Consider the following 21,218-nt stretch of genomic DNA (forward strand, 5'->3'; position numbering starts at 1 on the left):
CACTCATCTCCTCACTAGATCTCTTCTAGACTTCACGAACTCTTCAACTTTTGATTTGAATAGCAATCTGCCTTTTTCCGTTTCTTCAGGACTACGCTCTATTAATTTCCGTCTCAATAGTCGTAACTGTCGGATTTCCTTTTCCAGATCGACGTTTGCGATCAGCTCTTGCAGATTTTTAGCGTTCCCGTGAAACGCTCTCGATAGAATCACGGACTCCGATCCTAATCTAGCATGTTCCCCCAATACTAACTCACCGGATACGATCCCACTGCCGAATCTAGAAATTCCGCCAAAGCCAAACCGCAGTCCACGTAATTTAACGATTCCAGCCATATAGTCGACTAATCCGCCGGATAATATCTCAAACATAAAATCAAGCTTTAACGCCAAGTGCAGGTCATTTAATCCAAAATAAATTTCGGTAATCCCTTCTACCTCCGCAATCCCATCCAATCGAACCATAGCCTGTGCAGTTTCGACCAGCGGAATTACATCGCATCTCCCATTCACATAAGCACAAAATTGTTCAACTTCTTCTCTTCCATAGAACATCGGAATCATCAATATATCTGCCCCTGCATCCAAAGCCCGTTCTACTTCATCTTTCGTATTGTCATGAAACGGATTAAGACGGATAAGCATTTGGGCATCCGCAATGGACTTCTTCACCTTATATGCGTCCTCGAACGAATGACTACTGATAACGGTATCCAAATGTCCTTGCCGTTCAACTTTCCCATTCCGTTCTAAGTCAACAAATACCCGATCCACGCCTGACTGGACGGCATATTGAGCGACTTCAGGATCATTAGCTATTAACATTAATTTCATTGTTATCTACCCTCCGCTTAAACTTAATAAGAAGAATGGACCTAATCTTCTCTACCGCCAAAAATGCCAATGAAAGAGAGAGGACGCCGCCAAGCAATGCTACAATGATTTGAACCCCCACGGAGGTAGGCAAAAGGTAACTAGCAATCATTACGATCACGCTTGAGCATCCCAGTACGCAAATCATTCGTACGATATCCAGGGATATTAGTACTTTAAATAGATTAATCTTATGTCTTCTAAATAAGAATATACTTTGCGTCCCAAACAATAGCCAAAAAATAATCGTATTTGATATCATTAACCCTTCAATTTCAAAAGTCGTAACAAACAACAGACATAATGGGATAAATAAAACAACGGAAATGAGGCTAATGACAAACGGTACTTTCGTATCCCCTTTTGCGTTGAATATCATCTGAACTAAGTTTGAAAGCCCCATCGCCGGCAGTGCCAAAGCGCCTAGCATTAACAAACGGGAAATCTCATTCAAACTTTCGTTCGAAAGATTACCCCAGCCAAATGTTAGCGTAGCAATTTCCGGGCTGAACCAGGCAAAATATATGCTTACTGCAGTCGCAACTACAAAGGTCAGCCCCGCCGCAAGGGAGACCGTAGATTGCATTTCTTTTACGTCGGCATTTGCTGACATTTCTGCTAGCCTAGGCAGTAATACGATTGGTATTACCGTTAATACAGCTCCCATTGGCAGTTCAATAATTTTATTGGCAAAATTTAAAATAGATACCGCTCCATCGCCTTCGAACGAAGCAAAGCCTCTAGCGATCACTGGTATCAAAAACAACAATCCACTTGTTGAAACGACTTGGAAATAACGGAAGAGCATCCCTTTGTTAAATATTCGTGTTTTGCCACCGGTAGGGTTATTACTCGCGAATAACCTAGGAACATTCAAAATTTGTGAAGACAATCTAACCATGGAAGCAACTAATATTGCCCACGATAAATAAAATAATGCGCTACTTTGAGGAGATAGGGCAAGAACAAGAATAAGAATCGCATTAAAGATTAACGTCCCTAGGGCGGGGACAACAAATCTTCCGTCCGATTGCAAGTACGACGTAACCATAGCCGTAGCGGCGGTAATAGGAATCGACCAAAATACTATTCTTAAATAATTTCCTGACTCCGCGAGGGTGTCCTGACTAAACCCCGGCGAAATTAAAGAAACAATATCTCGAGAAAATAACGATAACACAATGGAGATAAAACCAAATGATGCTAGAGTTAATACCATTCCTTCAAAGTACAATCGACGACCATCGGCCGGGCCCAATTTCTTAAACTCGGGAATAAAAACTGCGCTGACGGCTCCGCCGATAAGTATTGTCAAAAATAAATCCGGTAACGTTAGTATCGTTATCGCGATATCGCTATCAGATGTGGCACCGAATTTCGAGGCAATAACCGCTTCCCGAAAAAATCCAGCGATTCTGCCTAGCATTATGCCCAGAGAAACGATAATTCCAGCTTTAATAATTTTTCTGAGCATTGGTTCCAACCACATCCAAACCTGTAAGAGTCATTACTAACCTGGTAAAGAAAAAGCTACTGATCAAAATAATGCTCGGGATAATCATAAGAGCTGTCGAAACTCCGAATAATCCCCCAAACATACATATTGGCAATGAGAGGATAACAGGTAAAAGCATCGGATTTCGATCTCTAGAGTATCTATAAATTTTGATTGCCGGGATCATGATTAATAGAACAAAAACGATAACGATCGCAATCAGTTTTGGGTGTGTATTCATGATACTTCCCAGACCGTGTGTCATCATCTTGTAAATCCCGTCAAATCCACCCCCAAAATACGAAATGTTTTTGTTAATCATTTTCATAATGTAGGGTCCAGTTAATATAACAAAGAACGCCAAAAAGAGTAACAAACCTATATATGAACGTTTATTATGCTTAAGTATAATAAACGTACCCATCAATATTTGAAGTAAAGTAATCATCATCGTTCCGCTGCTGACCGTGCTGATGAAGAAACATACCGAAAATGCAAAGTAATCACTTATGGCGAAACTTTCTTTCGAGTTTATTTTGCTCATTTGAATATAGATTATGTATATTAATCCCACGAATGCAGCGATAAGCCTTCCATTCATTAACGCTGAAAGAGCAATCGTCGACATAACCGAAGTTATTCCAAACACGATAGGCGCTAAAGCCATAACATTCCGATACAAGTAACCTACGGATACATGAGTAAGCACAAACGCCGCAAATAAAACCGCGCCATAGAACGTAAAGGAGGTATCAATATCCCAATCCAGCCACTCTGAAAGCACAACAGCAGGATAAGACACCATAAACCTCGGCCCCCAAATATGCCCTGATAGCAACACCTTAATTGGGTCAGAGTATATTAAATCCCGAATTTGAGGCAAAAATTCAAAATGAATGTACTCTAACCTGATCCCAACTATAATAATATAAGAAAATAGAAACAGATTTACGAAATAAGCCCATTTGCGATACATGACAAACAGGCCTAAGATGAAAGCAAGCATGACTAAAAAAAACAAGGGATAGACTGGGAATAATGTCATGTATATAGGAAATAAGATTCCTATAACAAGCACCAACAACCAACTACTTTTCCCCATTCCCCCGCACCTACCCTAAATTGTGATTCACAAAATTGTTCATGATCTTCAAGCCTACATGCCCGCTTTTCTCGGGATGAAATTGGCATCCATATATATTACCGGATCTTATGACTCCAGTAATCTCATGATTGTAATAGGAGGTAACCGCTAAAACCATATTCCGGTTAGCCGGTTGAACTCGAAAGGAATGTACAAAGTACACGGATGACTGTTGAGGTATTCCCGTCAAAATGGAATTATCCCATGTATCTCCATCATGACCTCTCGTCGTTATCTCGCTCCAACCAATATGCGGAATACGAATTTTATCCCCATTTTGGTCGACGTTAGGAATAGCGGATACTTTCCCGCTGATCATCCCAAGCCCCTCGTGTTCACCAAATTCTTCGCTCGCATCCATCAATAATTGCATACCCAGACATATCCCTAGAAAAGGTCGGCCGCTCTTAACAAACTCCTTTAACGGAGCTATCAAGTCTCTCGACCTTAAACCTTCCATTCCATCGGCGAATGCACCGACTCCCGGCAGCACTACTCTACCTGAATGCAATATGTCTTTAGGATCGCTGGATAATTTGACAGTAGCGCCGCATAATTCAAGAGCGCGTTTAACGCTACTTATGTTACCAATACCATAATCAATTATCGTGACTGAGCGATCCATCTTCGTTAAATCTCCTAACATTGATGTTATTGTTAATAGCGTAATGACGAATATCATTGAGGGAGAAGCGATTATAATGTAGTATGTCTGCCATTGCGACAGCATCTGCCCCGCTTTGATGTATTACATCGGAGAGATGTTGTAGTGTCCCCATTCCTCCACTTGCGATTACCGGTATGTTAACCGCCGAGCTAACTCTCTCTACTAATTCTAAATCAAATCCCTTCTTTGTGCCCTCTTGGTCAATTGAGGTTAGCAGGATTTCTCCTGCCCCCAGTCTCTCGCCTTGAATCGCCCATTGTACGACATCAAGTCCAGTCGTTTCTCGTCCATTATCGGTATAACACTCCCAACCGTCCGCTTTTCTCTTCGCCTCTAATGAGAGTACCATGCATTGAGATCCGAATTTTCGAGAGATTTCACTAATCAATTCGGGCCTTTTTATTGCAGCCGTATTAACCGCCACCTTATCCGCACCGGCACGCAACAATTTGTTAACATCTTCTACACTACGCACTCCGCCTCCGACGGTAAGAGGTATAAATACCTTATCGATAGTCCGCGCAACAATATCTAACAGGTTGTTTCTTCCGTACAAACTTGCCACGGAATCCATGTATATTAATTCATCTATACCTTCATTGTAATACTTCTCGGCAAACATTTGGGGGTCGCCTAATACCCTCAAGCCTTCTAGATGGATACCTTTTATCAAATTCGGGCCCTTGATGTCTAGCCTGGCAGTTAGCCGAACCTTTCTCAAATTAATCCCACCTCTATTATTGTTCCCAAACCGCGGACTTCAACTTCCAATCGTTTCCTGACTTAAGCCAGATATGATCTGATCTCCAACTATCAACGACTCTCTCAAACTGTTCTTCGGTAATATTCACGTATTCTAAGAACTCTTTATAATATTTACTAGGGAATTCACCATCGTATTTCTGAACTAGCGCTACCCCTTCTTCACGAGTAATCTTCCCATCCCTGATCTCGTGTGCGGTATCCGAAGTGCAGCGTCCAATACCGAATTTAATATATCCTAAGAAATAATGGAACCCGTCGATTTTGTCATCCAAGCTTGCATATTTCGAATAAGTTCCTTGCGATCTTTCTGGATTCGCGGAGAATCCGGTGTTTTCCACGCAATAATAATAGTTCTCTTGAGGGTCCCAAAATTTATAATATCCATAAAAATGAATTTCAGTTTTGTTTTTCAAAATTTGTTCGTACTGCGGTGCTAAGTAAGGATGAATGTCACTATCTGTCACGCCGTGATCTTTCCAAAATTCAGGTGGGAGTCCAGAAAAATAATGTTTATCATGATCGGCAATTTCCCTTGTTGGCCGAAATGCGTTTTTCATATCTCCGCCATATTCAACTTCACCATTCTCACCATACATAATAAGCGACACATTATTTTGAATCGCTACTTTAAGTGGGAAATTGGTTTGGCCGTAAATAAAGGGTTGGAAAGGATCTCCCAGATGATTAAACGCCAGATTGGTCATCAGTCGATGAGTTTTGCCATTAGGTGTTCCAAGAATGTTATCGAAACCGGATTGAATAAATGACTGCAAATTGGCGCGACCAATATCCGTCGGAATGTGAGGAGCCCATGTAACGGTTAATGGATTCATGCCATATTTATATTTCAATTGATGTGCAACATAAGAGCCGTCTTTTCCTCCGCTGCAAGGAACAATGACATCGTAGGATCCATCGCTTTTACGATGCCGGTCCAGCATCTCTATCAATTCTTTCTCGCGCAAGTCCCAATCTACCTTTGTTCGTTTGAATTCAGCATAATTACAAGCGCTGCAAACACCATGCTCATCAAAAGTAATTCGCGGACGTTGGTTAGAAATCGTGCATTTTTTACAATATCGAATTTCTTCAGGAAGGTTATACAACTTTCGCAAATCTCGTTTCATCATGATATAGTCACCATCATTTCGAATAATTTTAGGTCAAGCACTGTATCAATGTCGATAGATCTTTCATTCGGCATCTTGTAAGCAAGAGTTTCCTTGTTTACGAATACCTTGTTTTCCTTCAACCAATCCGTTTTTGCGAAATATAGCGCGCCATTCAAAACATAGGCTTCGTTGATATCTTGCCGTCTTTTCTTTAACCCTTCATTACTTATCACCGGAGTATCTAATACTCTCGATTGGTCTAAGAAAAACATCCAGTATGGGCTTTTGTCGACGGTAGTAACGGATACGCAGGCAGGAGCTTTTTCGCTTATGCACATCTCGATGCAATTATCAATGTCATCGGCCGTCCTAAGAGGCGAGGTTGGCTGCAGATAAAGTACATAATCGTAATGTTGACCGATAGAATCCACAGCATGCAACACCGCGTCCATTCCCGAAGCAAAATCATCGGAAAGCTCTTTAGGCCTAACAAACGGCACTTCGCACCCGTACTTCAATGCGATATTCATAATTTCATGATCATCGGAGGATAGAATTAATCTGTCAATGTACTTTGATTTTTTAGCTTCCTCTATCGTCCAAGAAATAAGCGGCTTTCCTAAGACAAGGCTAATGTTCTTTTTTGGAATGCCTTTGGAACCGCCTCTGGCCGGAATCACAGCTAAAATCGTTTTTCCATCTATCATCCAAAGACCTCCATGAAATCGATGTTAGCTTTCTCGAAGTCTTCTATCCTACCGATATCGAGCCAGTACTCACGTATAGGAAACACGGTAAGCTCTTTTTCATGATTGCGAATCTGGGTAAACAAATCGGGCATATCGTAAAATTGATCGCTCGGAATATAATCCAGAGCTATCGGATCCAGTACGTACACTCCCGCATTCACAAAGTACTGATGAATTGGCTTTTCTTCAATAGAAACAAATTTTTGTTTATTAATATTAACGACGCCGTAAGGAATTTGGTACTCATAATCTCTAACACACATAGTAGCGTAAGATTTATGCTCCTTATGAAAGGCAATGAGATTGTTAAAGTTAACGCTTGTCAACAGATCGCCATTCATTATGATAAACGGTTTATCCGGCCTATGAGGCAATAAACTCAAAGCTCCGGCTGTCCCCATTCTTTTATTTTCCCTTACGTAACGAATATTCACGCCCCATTGCGAACCATCTCCGAAATGCCGTACGATCATTTCCGCTTTATAGTTAACAGTTAAGTAAAAGTTTCTAAAACCTTGACTAATAAACCTTTCTAGCGTCGTTTCTAACAATGGCTTACCGCCTACCTTCAACAGCGGTTTGGGACACTCGTTCGTTAATGGTCTCAATCTGCTCCCGAGCCCGCCAGCCATTAAGACTACCCAATTATCAAGCTGTTGAGGCTTATGTAAATCTTCTGAGGTTTCCAATCGAACAATTCTCCCCAACCTATCTACGACTGGGATTTGCCGAATATGTTTATTTGTCATTATTGCGCGTAAAGAGGCCTTCCCTTCATGCTCAAAGGCTACAGTAGGCTTATGATTCATTATCGTACCGACGGGCTCCGTCAACGAAATTCCCTTCAATATTCCCCTACGTATATCTCCGTCCGTGATGGTTCCTTCCAATACTTGATATCCATTAACGACCAATACGATACCTAGTGAATTGGATTCCAAACACTCTATCGCATCTCTGATTGAACAATTATTACTCAGAAGTGTTTTTTTCCAATCATCCATTTCTCTTTTGAACCTCCCTTGCAGGTATCCCAACAACAGTCGTATAAGGCAATACATTTTTGATCACAACGGCTCCAGCTCCGACGATGCTTCCTCTGCCCAAGGTAATCCCTTGGATCACTGTTGCACCTGCGCCAATATGTACCTCATCCTCTACAACAACCGAACCGCAAAGTATGGCTCCCGGAGAAACATGGACATGATTTCCTACGATGCAATCATGGTCAATTCTGGAACCTGTATTGACAATCACGTTATCTCCAATGCGAGTTCCTGATTGAATGATAGCGCCCGCCATAATTTGCACGCTTACTCCTATTGTCACGTACTTGGACAGAATGGCAGCTGGATGAACGACATTAGCAAAGGCAAAACCTCTCTCATGGAAATCCTTGAAAAGTTTTGTTCGAAATTGATTTCGTCCCGTCGAGCCAACCGCGTTAATTAGACAAATTTCTTCTTTATTATACTCTAAAATAGCACTATCATCACCGATATAGGGCATATTAAATAATTCCATGCTACCGTCCAAGGCAGTAAATCCTATTATCGCTTCTTCAAGCCCCATTAAAGACAATGATTCGGCAATAACCTTCGCATGACCGCCTCCGCCCATAATAATGAGAGGCTTCATACAATCTCGTCATCTTGACTATAATTTTTAGCAGCTTCTTTCCCCAGATAATCCCAATAAAGCATGGGCGATATTCCATTGCCTGGTCGTTTTACCCCTAGGTTATGATGTGAAAAAATCTCTCCTTGTTTGATTTCTTCTAACGCTACAATACTTTTTCTTACGATGTTTATATTGTTAAGCTCCGATTTGACTGGTACCTTTAACGAATTCCCCATTGCCAACTCGACATCTCTAATGGACTGAACCATTTCTTTTAATTCATGCGGTTCTAGTGAAGCTTGATGATCCGGTCCTGGCATATTTCGATCAAGCGTAAAATGCTTTTCGATGACCGAAGCCCCCATTGTTGCCGCAGCAACAGGGATAGCAATTCCCTTTGTATGATCCGAGTAGCCTACTTCTAATGAAAACGCATGCTTCATAGTATGAAGAACCTTTAAGTTCACCTCTTCTAAAGGCGCCGGGTATTCTGTCGTACAATGAAGCAATGTCACGTTCGTCTTAATTAACTTCTGCCCTTCATCAGAAAAATAAGCGTTTTGGAACTGCGCTTTACTCGGAGACTCAGTAGAGTTCAAGTAACCAAATGCGAGGACGCTCAATGCAGCCTCAATTTCAGACAACGTACTCATGCCCGTTGAAAGAAAAATGGGCTTTCCAGTTTTTGACGCCTCTAACAACAATGGGCCGTTAGTAATTTCGCCAGACGATAGCTTCAAACTTTTTACATTTAGACGGTGGGTTAAAAAGTGCAGACTATCAATATCAAAAGGCGTTGATATGAAATCGATTGCCCGTTGCTCGCAATATTCCACCAGGTCAAAATGATCCTGTTCGCTTAATTGCAGTTTCTTTAACATGTCGAATTGGGATTCTTCATTATCCGTCGTTTGCTTCTGATAGGTTGCTTTTGGGGCTTTCTTGCTGACAAGATTCTCTGCCTTGAAGGTTTGGAATTTTACCGCATTAGCCCCAGCTTCTACGGCAGCGTCCACCAAGGAGCGAGCCAATTCTATTGATCCGTTATGATTAACTCCCGCCTCGGCTATGATATAGGTTTTTCGCACTTAGATATTCTCCTTTTAATGAAGTGGGTAGTCATAGAAGCTCTTCTTTAAGATTCCATCCAGATTAACCGTTTTTAATACCTCTTTAATCTTCAATGAAGTTTGGCCATCGCCATAGATATGTTCAACCGAGTCTAGTTCGTTTTGAAACTTCTCAGACATGGCATATCTGATTGAGCTTACAATTGATTCTTGATCTTCAGAACAATCGATTACCGAAGCGCTCCTCAATCGACCGAGCTGTCGATCACCAATATTCACGGTTGCCTTCTTAAGTGCAGGAACTTCGATTATCCCGCTTGAAGAATTTCCAATTACAACATGTGAGTATTGGATCGCGCTTAAATAGCGTAACTGGCCCATCGAGATAAAGGATTTTGTCCTTGTCGGATGTCGTTCGCAGTACTCGTCAATAAGGGCAGTAATAATTCTTCCGTCCGTATCGGAGTTAGGTTTGGTAAAAATAATTCGGGCTTCTGGAAATTGATCCAATGCCAGCAGTAATTGACCCATCGCTCCTCCAGGTCCATTGCGATCTAACGTTACGGGATGGTAGGTTACTAGGAAATTTAACGTTCCGAATTGAAAACCAATAGAGTCTTCCAGTGATTTCCGATCCATTAGTTTCAATCTATTTATATTCTCAATCCCCGGCGCTCCGTAATTAAACACCAATGATGGATTTTCACCAAGTTGTATCACTCTTCTACGATATGGTTCAGCCGCAGTAAAGTGGATATGAGACATTTTGGTGATGGAGTGCCTAATCGCTTCGTCGAAAGCCCCTTCCGTCGTTTCTCCTCCGTGCAAATGAGCAATGGGAATTCTACTAATAATGGCGGCCTGAGCGGCCGCCATTATTTCATAACGATCCCCTAGTATTACTAATAGATCCGGCTTAAGCCTATCGAACATCTCGCCGAATCCGATCACTCCTAAACCTATAGACTTCGTAATACTAACCGCAGTATCGCTTGACAGAAGTATTTCTATTTTTTCATGAATAGAAAATCCATCTTTTTCGATTTGTTGATACGTAGATCCGAATTCTGGAGATAGATGCATTCCCGTTACGGCGACGATCAACTCTAATTCCGGATCTTGATCGATCTCCTTCATCAGCCAATACAGTAAACCATATTCTGCTCGAGTTCCCGTAACTACGCAAATTTTCCTTCTTGTCATTCCAATCCTCCTAGGAATGAACTACTTGGAATATTGATCATTCTTTTGGACAGTTTTTCCGATGCAATAAGCTCCATTCTCGGACATTCCTGATACATAACAAGCTTATGCAACAACGTCCATGCAGGTCTAGACATCAAACCATGATCATTGAGTTGCTCTAACACATGGTCTCTTTCATCCTGGGTCTCATCGTTAAGGATTATTGTGTTAAGCCAGTAATTGCTTTTGCACTCGGGAGGTTCAGTAAAGAAAGTAATCCCGTCAACTAACTGTAAGTTTTTTCGATATTGATCGGCTAAGCTGCGTTTTCTTTCAAGAAAGTAAGGTAGCTGTTCCATCTGTGCACAGCCGAGAGCAGCATTAATATTCGGAAGTCGATAATTATATCCGACTTGATCGTGTATAAATTCCCATCGGTGAGGCACTTTCGCGGTAGTCGTAATATGTTTGGCCAACTTGCCGAGCACCTCATCCTGCACGAGAATAGCTCCACCGCCGCCTGTTGTCATAATTTTGTTTCCATTAAAACTCATCGCGCTTACCTTACCAAAAGTCCCGGTATGTTTGCCTTTATAAAAAGAACCTAAGGATTCCGCCGCATCCTCGATTAATTCAAGGCCATATTTCGAACAAACTTCCATCAACTTTTCCAACCGAACGGGATGTCCGAAGGTATGCATGGGAACAACAGCCGAGATCGGGCGGCCAGTTACTTTGTTATAGGGTCTTTTGCCTTCTATCCGTACAATTTCGCTAAGATAAGAATCTAGCTTTTTGGGATCAATTCCAAGCGTTATTTCGTCGACATCTACAAAATGAGGTACAGCTCCGCAATAAGTAATTGCATTAGTAGTAGCAACGAACGATAAGGATGGGCAAATTACTTCATCCCCAGGTCGAACTCCACTAATCAGTAAACCTATATGCAATGCAGCAGTCCCATTAACGACTGCAACCGCTCTAACAGAACCAGTGTATTCAGCCAGCATTTGTTCGAACAAATCGACATACTTACCTACAGAAGACACCCAGCCCGTTTCTAAGCAATCAACTACGAACTCTTTCTCCCGTCCTTGAAATACTGGTTCATGCAGAGCGACGAACGGCTTCTCTGAATGAATGGTCGCTCTTATTACTTCTATTAATTGAGTTGTGTTTATTTGCTTACTCATATGTTATAGAAATCGGCTTTGTAGTTTTTGAGATTTCCCGGGTTCGTAAACCACTCTACCGTGTTCTCTAGCCCCCTTCTTAAACCATCTTTACCAGCGTAATGCGATTCCCATCCCAGCAGACGCTTTGCTTTTTGATTATCGGCCCACAACCGCTCAACTTCGCTTTTCTCCGGTCTCAGCCTGGAAGAGTCCGTCACGATTTCGATATTGCTGTTCATGATTTCGGCAATGAGTCGGACTGTCTCGCCGATGGAAATCTCATAGTTGCTTCCGATATTGATGACTTCGCCGATCGACGCATTCGACTCCATCACATCGATGAATCCTCTTACGGTATCCTCGACGTAATTAAAGTCTCGGGTCGGGTGTAGAGATCCCAGCTTGATTTCTTTTTTCCCGCTCGCGATCTGAGTAATAACCGTCGGAATGACCGCTCTGGCCGATTGTCTAGGCCCGTAGGTGTTAAATGGTCGTATGATGGCTACGGGAGTCTGAAACGAATCATGAAAGGACATTGCCATCTGGTCGGCTCCGATCTTGCTGGCGGAATACGGAGACTGCCCCTGAAGAGGATGTTCCTCCGTAATCGGAACGAAGCGTGCTGTTCCATAAACCTCGCTCGTAGACGTATGAACGAACTTCGACACACCAGATTCCCTGGCTGCTTGAAGCAAGTTCAATGTTCCTTTGATATTCGTATCCACGTAAGTATCCGGTGAATGATAGGAATACGGGATCGCAATCAATGCGGCCAAGTGAAGTATGACATCGCATCCGCGCATTGCTTGCTTAACTCCATGGGGATCCCGGATGTCCCCCAGGAATACGTCTAAAGAAGACTTTATTTCTTTAGGGGATTGATCTAGCCACCCCCAGCTATTAAAGGAGTTATAAACAGCGAATGCTCTTACATCATATCCCTGGCGCACCATTTCTTCCGTGAGATGAGAACCGATGAATCCGTCAGCACCTGTAATGAGTACTTTTCCTTTAATACGATTAGTCATTTTTCCCCTCCGCTACCAAACGCTCAATATTATCTTTTTCTTGTGGAACTTCTGTTATTAAATTCATATACAACTCTCTAAATTCACTTAATCTATCTTGGAGCATGGTGGATGCTATGAATAGTCTAGACAATTCAACGTTAATTGGGATATCAAAGCTTTGCTGTATGAGAACTCCTAACATGTCCGATACTTGTTTGTACTCTCCTTCGCTAAACAGGATTCGACCCATAGTTAGTTTCATTGCTTTATTAATTTCAAAATGATCTACTTGTATATTATTTTTATTGGCGAATGCTTCTTTATCTTGTATTTTCTCATAGAGTTGATGAGCTTCTTTCCAATACTCTTCTTCATTAGAAGAATTATTGCCTACTTGCCACAACAAACTTAGGTAAATTTCGTACTGCTCCGCGTTCCAAGGAAAGTCGTTTTCTTTGTTTCTTATTAATTTCAAAGCTTCTTTGTACTCGCCGATTTGAACAAGAAAACTATAATGTTCTCGATAAAGATGTTTGTTATAAGGTTCTGTCTTTTCTAGCTTTTGAATAGAACTTTTGATCTCGCTTAACAATTTCTGATCCTTGGTTTGACCGTAAAGCTGTCTCTTTATGTTTATTTCAAATAGGGCATATTCTGGGTTCAACGGCTGCATTTTCACAGCCTCATTCAACTCCGGAACGATCTGATTCTTTTTATAGATGTTCTCTATAGCATATGCAAACTTATCGTTAGCTTGCAATAAACATATTGAGCTTACGAATAGAATTACCGCTACTATCGACACAATGGAAAGAAATACGCTTTTTACTATGCGATAATTTCTCTTTGAATTAGTGATTTCCTTAGTCTTATTCCTACTGATTCGAACCGAACCCCACATCACTCCTAAAGCCAGGAAAACAATAGAGGCTAGATAGACAAAACTTAGCGTAAAATCGACTAGGCTATGCATCAGCAACACGCCTGCCACAAGCACAAAAGTAAATGATTCCGATTCAGACCAATCTTCTTTGATATGCATCATTAAGTAGTTAAAGAATATCCAACCTATTAAAACCAGTAGTACGATCCCGCCTAAAAATCCGACCTCAATAATATACTGAACAATAAAATCATGGGCCTGATTGCTTGTGTACGGAAAACTTCTATACTTCTCATAAACCGCACTCCATCCTCCGCCACCGTAACCGAATATCGGTTTCTGGTTAATCATAGTCAGTGCGTCTTTCAGGAATGAAAAACGATCGGAAAATGCCGCTTGACCTAAATCGAATGCTGTTAAGCGCTGTAAAAGCGATGGAAGTATGCTAAATACTCGATCTAACTGAATAATAATAAAGCCGAGCAGGCCCACTATGAATAACATAGATACCGGAAGTACGAGTCTATTTGATCCTTTACAGCGATCCATAAACTCGTTTAACTTAACTAACTTCTCTTTTAAGACCCAGATCATAAAAGTCACAATACCAGAAGCTAGGATCAAAAGCGATCCGCCTACGATTTCTTCATTGACCGATGGCGCTCTCGCATTGTATATAATCGAACTGACCATTATCGATACTACGACTGTCGTGGCTATAATGAGTATGGAGATCAGTTGTTTTCTCCAATTCATTATACTGATGTACAAGAAAAAAGAAACAATTAATAGAATAAGCCCTCCCCTTGATAAAGTAAATATGATCGAAAGCATTATGGGAACCAACATCAGGCTATGCAATACGTAAATTTTCCAAGATCTGCTTCGAAGGATTTGCGTAATAGAAATAAATAGAAATCCGATCAAAAATGCGGCATATGCATTAGGATATTGAAACGCACCTGCTAGTCTATACCCGAAAATGGCATCCTTGTATTGAACGAATCCAAACCAGTTTAGAAAACCGTGCAGGACAACAATATACCCTGATATAATTAAAGTTTGTTCAAGAACATTTAAGGTATTTTTGCTTTTAGCGATTAGACATCCTGCTCCGAAAAAAATAACATAGAACACATGTATATAAATACTATAGATGGAACTATACGTAGAAACCCCGTTAATTGCCGAAATAATGAAGGTAACAGGAATTAACCAAATCCATACGATTGGATCCTTAATGCTGATGGTTTCAGCATCTCTAAATGCAATCCAACTTTGAAGGATTAACGCCAAAGATAAGCCTATCAATGAAATGTAGATAGGTTTATCAAAGGTGTAGCTCCCACCCATGAACAAACCTCTGCTATAGGGTGCAATTATTAAATATATTATAATAACACCCAATAACAGCAACAATAACTTTGATTCCTGTTTAGCAGGATTCTTTCTCAAGAGATTTACCACCTATTTCAACGAATTTTTTTCGACCGTCGCCAAAACCTCAATAGAGGACCGGATGTTATCTTTGATTTCCTCAATTGAACTCAATGCGGAATCGCGTTTATAAGTCGGGACAAGATTAGCTAATTGCTGACGTATCAATTCATCGTTATTCTCGTCCGAGCTTTTGACTAATTGCTCCAGTTTCTTCAGTATGAAATCCATACGGGCATAGGATTCCTCTGAGGGCTTACCGATAAATATCCGATCGTGTTTGGTCGTTTTTGCCCCCTCATCGTTCGTTAAAATCTCTTCGAAGAGTTTCTCTCCAGGACGAATCCCCGTATATTCCACTTTAATATCTTCTCCGGGCTCCATCCCCGAAAGGCGAATTAAATCATAAGCCAAATCGGATATTTTAACCGGCTGTCCCATATCCAGTATGAATATTTCCCCTCCGGTTGCCAGAGCCCCCGCCTGAATGACCAGTTGTACCGCTTCCGGAATCGTCATGAAATAACGGACCATTTCTGGGTGTGTAACCGTAATCGGTCCTCCCGCTTCTATTTGTTTCTTGAATATCGGAATAACGCTTCCGCGGCTACCTAGCACATTTCCAAAACGTACCGCAACAAAATCCGTTTGGCTTTTTTCGTTCAATTGCAAAATCAGCATTTCCGCTGCTCTTTTGGTAGCACCCATCACATTAGTTGGATTAACCGCTTTATCCGTCGAAATCATAACAAATCGTTCCACCTGGTAAGTATCGGAACATTCCGCTACGTTCTTTGTTCCAAATATATTGTTTTTGATGGCTTCGGCTGGATTTTTCTCCATTAGTGGCACATGCTTATGAGCAGCAGCATGGAAAACTACGTTGGGCCTATATTTCTCAAATACAGAATTCAGGCGGATGCGATCCTGTATATCGACAATTAACGTTTCAATCTGCAGATTCGGGAACTTTCTTTTCATTTCGAATTCTATTTCGTAAATACTATTTTCTCCATGTCCGAGCAGAAGTAATGTTCTTGGACTGAACTTAGCACATTGTCTGCAAAGCTCCGACCCTATTGAACCGCCTGCGCCAGTAACCAACACAACTTTATCCTTTATGTAGCCCGTAACTTGTCTAAGATCAACGATAATTGGATCTCTTCCCAACAAGTCCTCTACTTCCACGTTCTTGATAAGATTTAAGGATATTCTTCCGTCTATGAGATCGTTAATTTTGGGCATAATTTTAATCTTGCATCCCGTCGTTTTGCAAATCTGTAATATACTCGCTTGCTCCACTCGGGATGTAGAGGGTATGGCTAGTATAATGTCCTGTATATGATATTGATTTACTAAACTCGGGATGTCCTCTCGTTTTCCGGCAACCAATATTCCATTCATCCGATAGCCTACTTTTGTAACGTCATCATCCACGATTACAACGGGATAGCTCTCTGAATTCGTATTATTCAACTCTTTGATGACCAGCATCCCGGCTTCGCCCGCACCAACGATCAATGTCCGCCTGTGATGCTTCTGAATTTTCCCCCTGAATCCTTTGATCTCTCGCGTCAAAACGCGGCTCATTAAGATGCCAACGAGAATAAACGCAAACGAGAGAACAGTAGTGCTACGGGGTACCGTAATGTATCGCGAAAAGTAATGATATGCAATGCTATTAATTGCAAGATGGTGCACTATATAAAAGCAAGCCGAGGCAAAAACAGCCCCCTTAAAGATGCTGATATAATCACCTAAGCTTGCAAATTTCCATATTGTTCTGTATACCCTAAAATATATGTTGAAGCCAATGGTAAGCAATGAAAGACTTACCATGACATATTCAATATAAGCAAAGTTAACACTACTCGTTTCAAAATCAAACCGAATTAGATAGGCTAGAAATATTGACAGGCACACAACTGTCGTATCTATCAATATAAATATTACTATTCTTCTGAAATTGCTATTCATGCCCTCACCACTTTTATTTAGATTCATCTTTTAGATATTCTTTAAGAATAATCGCTAGCAAAGTGGATATTAAACAAACAATGCTAACCCCTACAACAAATCCTATTCTCGATGAGATAGAAGTTTGAATCTCGCTTTCTAATGGTTGAACTTCAAGAAATTCTTTATTATAACTGATTTGAATAGCCTGACCATCGTTGATTTTTAGCAACTCCGAGTTGAGTTGTCCCTCTAAACTGGATACTAGTTCGTTGAACTTCCCTTCCTCTTGCTTCAGCACAAGTTCTATTAAAGCTGCTTCCTCTTCAAGCTGGCTTTGCTTATTCATTAACTGAACGTAAATCGGATTGATTTCTTCGCCGTCCCCGATTTTCCCATCCATTAAGATCGAATTAGCTAGTTCTATAGTCTGCGGCGTTTTTTTGAGCGTTTCGGAATTCATATTGATTTTGATTTTCGCCGCATCCAATGAATCCTTGGTCGCGTTCATCTTTTCTTCGTAGACGATCTTCTCCGATTTCAGAATACCGTTCGTCCATGCCCTTGCAAACTCTTGCGATAATAGCATCGCAATATTTTCCGACAGAGCCTTGTTGGGATCACTTACTTCAATCTCGACAGAGTTGGATTTGAAATCAGCACTGATCGTACTTATAGTCTTCATTTTGGAGAATGTATACACCTTAGGGTCTAGTTGTAATTGTTCGATCATTTTGGAGTAAGTTTGTTTATTGTTAATCACGTTTTTGTAAGCAAGATTGTAACGTGCTTCAAATTTTTCGAGTTCTATAATAGGCGAGATTTGAATATTCTGGTTCGAAGTATAGCTTGTCTTCATAAACAACACATTTAAAAGTGTACTTGTTACAATAGATACAAACATAATAATTATTAACAACTTTTTATTCATACTTGTGTATTTAATAATTTTTTTTAGATTCATCTCTGTTTGCAACGTCATCTTCTCCCATTACTTTATTCGACTTTATTCAACATACGATTATACCCTCTAATTATACCCCCGATAAGATATCGAGACAAACAATAATTGTCCTCAATACCAATATGCTATATAAGTTTAGCTTAAGATCAACCCCACAAAAATGAACGGGAGAAAAACAACTGGAATATTAACAAGTTAATGCCGTGTGAGAAAAGGCGGCATAACTTTACATACAAGGCAAGATTGTATAGATCAGATTGAAATGTTATGAGTGTGGCAACTGCTCGTACCGTCACAAGCCGTATAAGCTTGCTTCAAGTCACCGAGAAATTTCGTCATAACAGATACCCGAATTTTTGTAAAGGTGGCAGTTCCTTAATGAATGACGCAATGCTGTACATCCGCTTTCGGATAGCTTTCCTGTAATGCTTCTTCCACCCCCGGCAGTCCGTCATAGGCCTTAGCATTACATCTGTCTCCCCACGGATCTTTGCACTTCTCGTCAGCCCATGGCACACTATCATGCCTGCCTACGTAGAAGATAAGTATCTGGCGGTAGCTTATCTCTTCAATACCCATCGCCTGGTAAACAACCGCACTGCTGATCGAGTTACTTTTAAGCCTATTGCTATGAGAAATTCGTAAGAAGCATTAGAAACGCTACCATGGGCAAAACAGATCGAGGGACTTGGAAGAATGCATGTTACCTACTTACTTACATTATGAACGCTCGTTGCACAGAAATGGCCCTGGCGGAATTGCCAGGGCCATTAAATTTCTTTTTAAGAAAAGCCCGTTAGGCATCATGTGATAACAGATAAGAATGATTATTACTACTTTAAGGACTTATTAGACAGCCAATTGAAATTCTGCGTCGCGATCAAACTACGGTAACCTGTTTGCGCTTGTGCATAAACGTTGAACTGGAACTCCTTTAACTCTTGAATAATCAAGAAAACATCCTGGTTATCCCATTCAATTCGTTGCGTACGATCTCCCAGTTGTAACGTAATATCCTCAGATTGAGCTTTTGTGTCACCTGACGGCAACGTCAATTCTTTAGTGAACTTAGTTCCTTGTTTAACATCAACTAGTTCGAGTACAATTTTTCTATCCTTTACATTGGCCTTTGTCAACAAATCGCGACTTAGGGTATAGTCAAAATCTAATGTCACCTTCGACTCGCCCTGTGTTGCATTATACTTTATTTGAGTAGCCACACGATTAATTGTAAAGTCAAATGGAGTTAGATCAATGTGCTGCAGATCATTCTTCAGTTCACGCACACTTGGCATTTGGAACGAAACCGGGCTCGCATAACCAGCCAGTTTTTCGGTCGTCTTGCCATCACTACCACCAGTCTGAGCACTTTCAAGTATCGCCTTACCCAGAACAAACCTCATATCTTCGGTTGTCGTTCCTTTAGGCAATGTCGCTACGGCTTGTAATAGTCCCTTTCCATTAGCACCAATCTTTTCATCAAGTGTGTCAACCACTGCTTCAAATACGGTTCCATCTTCCTTCTCAAAGTAGCCTACCAACTTTGGATGGGCCGCTTGCCTTTTCTCCATATTTTGAGTGGTGAGTTGAACCATTACAATATCTGTGTTTACTCCTTCAAATAGCTGATAATCTTTAAGACTTATTTCAGATCGATATCCGACATCATTAATTTTCATAGTCGATTTTGCTGTTAGTCTTGGAATCGAATTGAAAGCATCTTTATACTCGAATGCAACTAAATCAATAGAATTACTACTATCCGGCTTTTCCGTTGAATCATTAGATTTAATTGAGATCTTTGTTTCTCCAATACTAAACGTGTAGGGAACCCTAGCAGAGAACTGTACTACAGTGGTTTGATTGGGTTGAAGAGCGATCAGCTTATTGTTTTCGAGCACGTTTGCAGTTCTGTTAACTGAACCGTTAAATGTATACTCAGCCTTTAGATCAGGCATTTGAAGGGTCTTGTTTGTTTTGTTTGCTACCGTGAAGCTACTCACTATAAGATCATCATCTTCGATCGGCAATCGATAGATTGTATCAAGCTTCATTTCATACATTCCTTCTGCAGTAAGAAATGAATAGTATTTCCCCAAAGTATTGCCGCTCGTAACTTCTGCTTTTGGTAATTCGAATAATGCGAGAGATTGCTTGTCTTTACCTTCGTTTTCAAGGGATACGACAACCAATTTCCAATTTGATGCCTTCACTTTTATCGGGATCTGCGCAGTCAGCTTAAACTCCTTCTCTGTCCAAGGATCTAGAGCAACTCCTTTCATATCCTTAGTAGTGAGTGGATACATTAGATTTCCTTCAGTCATAACGTACAGCTGATAATCTGGCAGTGTGATTGAACGAACACCATTATTTCGTATAGACAGAGTGATCTCCGGTCGGTAGTAGCTATCGCTTTTCCCTATAATCGCATTTTTAATATAAAAAGATATTTGTGCATCTCCTGTTACTACCGACCGACCTTTTCCAGCCGGTGTAACCGGTGAATATCGATCAGGCACTTCTATTTGACCTAATACGCGTTTGTATGAACTAACAGAGAAATCCCATTTAATAAGTTTAAGTGTGATATCCGACAGTTTCACACCAATTCCTACAGTACCAGTGAACACAATATTTACAGTCGAATCTGCAGGAATTTTATTAATTTGGGAATCAATCATTTTTAAGTTCACTTTGGCTCCGGCCTTTGTGTAAGCTTCAAGCCAATAATCAAGGAATTGAACTTCTGAGCGACTTTTATTAGTGACCTGCAGTGTAATAGCAATAAATTGACTATTGTTGTCCGGGGTAGCTATTAGATTCAATAATTTCGCGTTAACGTTGTCTTGCAATTTAATTGTTCCAAGGGAAATAGGATTCAAGTACTCTACTTTGCTCTCACTCTTTGCATCAGCTGATACATGAACTGCTCCAGTATTTAGTCCGCCAAACAATACTACAAAACACAGCCATATAATTATTAACTTGCGCTTCTCTTTCATTGTTCATCCTCCTGCATTAGCTTTATCTACTATATAGAACGTATCAACCTCATTGCAAGTTGCGCTAATACTGGGAAATCTTTATTATTAATATAGGATTTAAATTAAAAA

The 21,218-nt window shown here is 40.7% G+C and carries 17 protein-coding genes and 1 pseudogene; all 18 read right to left on the reverse strand.

Translation table 11 applies throughout. The features are described 5' to 3' along the window. Positions 1-3: 3 nt before the first annotated feature. Complete coding sequence (locus DFP98_RS11130; RefSeq protein ID WP_116060661.1) at positions 4-834, reverse strand: aldolase/citrate lyase family protein; 831 nt, start codon at positions 832-834, stop codon at positions 4-6. Further along, on the reverse strand, positions 812-2,347 hold the full coding sequence (locus DFP98_RS11135) for a lipid II flippase MurJ (RefSeq protein WP_181917621.1): 1,536 nt from the start codon (positions 2,345-2,347) through the stop codon (positions 812-814). The genes DFP98_RS11130 and DFP98_RS11135 overlap by 23 nt, the downstream gene beginning before the upstream one ends. Next, a complete protein-coding gene (locus DFP98_RS11140) occupies positions 2,328-3,470 on the reverse strand; it encodes a hypothetical protein (protein ID WP_116060663.1) in 1,143 nt (380 codons plus the stop codon). The genes DFP98_RS11135 and DFP98_RS11140 overlap by 20 nt, the downstream gene beginning before the upstream one ends. Positions 3,471-3,480: 10 nt before the next feature. Further along, positions 3,481-4,137, reverse strand: a complete 657-nt coding sequence (gene hisH, locus DFP98_RS11145; RefSeq protein WP_116060664.1) for an imidazole glycerol phosphate synthase subunit HisH — start codon at positions 4,135-4,137, stop codon at positions 3,481-3,483. Continuing rightward, complete coding sequence (gene hisF / locus DFP98_RS11150; RefSeq protein ID WP_116060665.1) at positions 4,112-4,900, reverse strand: imidazole glycerol phosphate synthase subunit HisF; 789 nt, start codon at positions 4,898-4,900, stop codon at positions 4,112-4,114. The genes hisH and hisF overlap by 26 nt, the downstream gene beginning before the upstream one ends. 16 nt (positions 4,901-4,916) lie before the next feature. After that, positions 4,917-6,074: an N-acetyl sugar amidotransferase gene (locus DFP98_RS11155; RefSeq protein WP_116060666.1), complete on the reverse strand. Its 1,158-nt coding sequence runs from the start codon at positions 6,072-6,074 to the stop codon at positions 4,917-4,919. Next, on the reverse strand, positions 6,071-6,763 hold the full coding sequence (locus DFP98_RS11160) for an acylneuraminate cytidylyltransferase family protein (protein ID WP_116060667.1): 693 nt from the start codon (positions 6,761-6,763) through the stop codon (positions 6,071-6,073). Before DFP98_RS11160 ends, DFP98_RS11155 begins: the two co-directional genes overlap by 4 nt. Further along, positions 6,760-7,809, reverse strand: coding sequence for a nucleotidyltransferase family protein (locus tag DFP98_RS11165; protein WP_116060668.1), 1,050 nt, complete (start codon positions 7,807-7,809; stop codon positions 6,760-6,762). Before DFP98_RS11165 ends, DFP98_RS11160 begins: the two co-directional genes overlap by 4 nt. Continuing rightward, a complete protein-coding gene (locus tag DFP98_RS11170) occupies positions 7,802-8,443 on the reverse strand; it encodes an acetyltransferase (protein WP_116060669.1) in 642 nt (213 codons plus the stop codon). Before DFP98_RS11170 ends, DFP98_RS11165 begins: the two co-directional genes overlap by 8 nt. Then, on the reverse strand, positions 8,440-9,513 hold the full coding sequence (gene neuB, locus DFP98_RS11175) for an N-acetylneuraminate synthase (protein WP_116060670.1): 1,074 nt from the start codon (positions 9,511-9,513) through the stop codon (positions 8,440-8,442). The genes DFP98_RS11170 and neuB overlap by 4 nt, the downstream gene beginning before the upstream one ends. 15 nt (positions 9,514-9,528) lie before the next feature. Next, positions 9,529-10,698 (reverse strand): UDP-N-acetylglucosamine 2-epimerase, encoded by a 1,170-nt coding sequence (gene neuC / locus DFP98_RS11180; protein ID WP_116060671.1) that lies wholly within the window; start codon positions 10,696-10,698, stop codon positions 9,529-9,531. After that, positions 10,695-11,873 carry a LegC family aminotransferase gene (locus DFP98_RS11185; protein WP_116060672.1) on the reverse strand — a complete coding sequence of 393 codons (1,179 nt, stop codon included), beginning with the start codon at positions 11,871-11,873 and terminating at the stop codon, positions 10,695-10,697. Before DFP98_RS11185 ends, neuC begins: the two co-directional genes overlap by 4 nt. Then, positions 11,870-12,883, reverse strand: coding sequence for an NAD-dependent 4,6-dehydratase LegB (locus tag DFP98_RS11190; protein ID WP_116060673.1), 1,014 nt, complete (start codon positions 12,881-12,883; stop codon positions 11,870-11,872). Before DFP98_RS11190 ends, DFP98_RS11185 begins: the two co-directional genes overlap by 4 nt. Continuing rightward, complete coding sequence (locus tag DFP98_RS11195; protein ID WP_116060674.1) at positions 12,876-15,101, reverse strand: O-antigen ligase family protein; 2,226 nt, start codon at positions 15,099-15,101, stop codon at positions 12,876-12,878. Before DFP98_RS11195 ends, DFP98_RS11190 begins: the two co-directional genes overlap by 8 nt. Before the next feature lie 114 nt (positions 15,102-15,215). Continuing rightward, entirely contained in the window at positions 15,216-17,162 is a 1,947-nt protein-coding gene (locus DFP98_RS11200) for a nucleoside-diphosphate sugar epimerase/dehydratase (RefSeq protein ID WP_116060675.1), read from the reverse strand. A gap of 13 nt (positions 17,163-17,175) precedes the next feature. Then, a complete protein-coding gene (locus DFP98_RS11205) occupies positions 17,176-18,117 on the reverse strand; it encodes a YveK family protein (RefSeq protein ID WP_116060676.1) in 942 nt (313 codons plus the stop codon). A 276-nt stretch (positions 18,118-18,393) separates the two neighbouring features. Beyond that, a pseudogene (locus DFP98_RS40215) lies at positions 18,394-18,729 on the reverse strand (transposase); the annotation flags it as partial. A gap of 209 nt (positions 18,730-18,938) precedes the next feature. Further along, positions 18,939-21,107, reverse strand: coding sequence for a hypothetical protein (locus DFP98_RS11210; protein WP_116060677.1), 2,169 nt, complete (start codon positions 21,105-21,107; stop codon positions 18,939-18,941). Positions 21,108-21,218 lie beyond the last annotated feature (111 nt).

It is taken from the genome of Cohnella phaseoli (assembly GCF_003386235.1).
In the GTDB taxonomy this organism is placed as follows: Bacteria; Bacillota; Bacilli; order Paenibacillales; family Paenibacillaceae; genus Cohnella; species Cohnella phaseoli.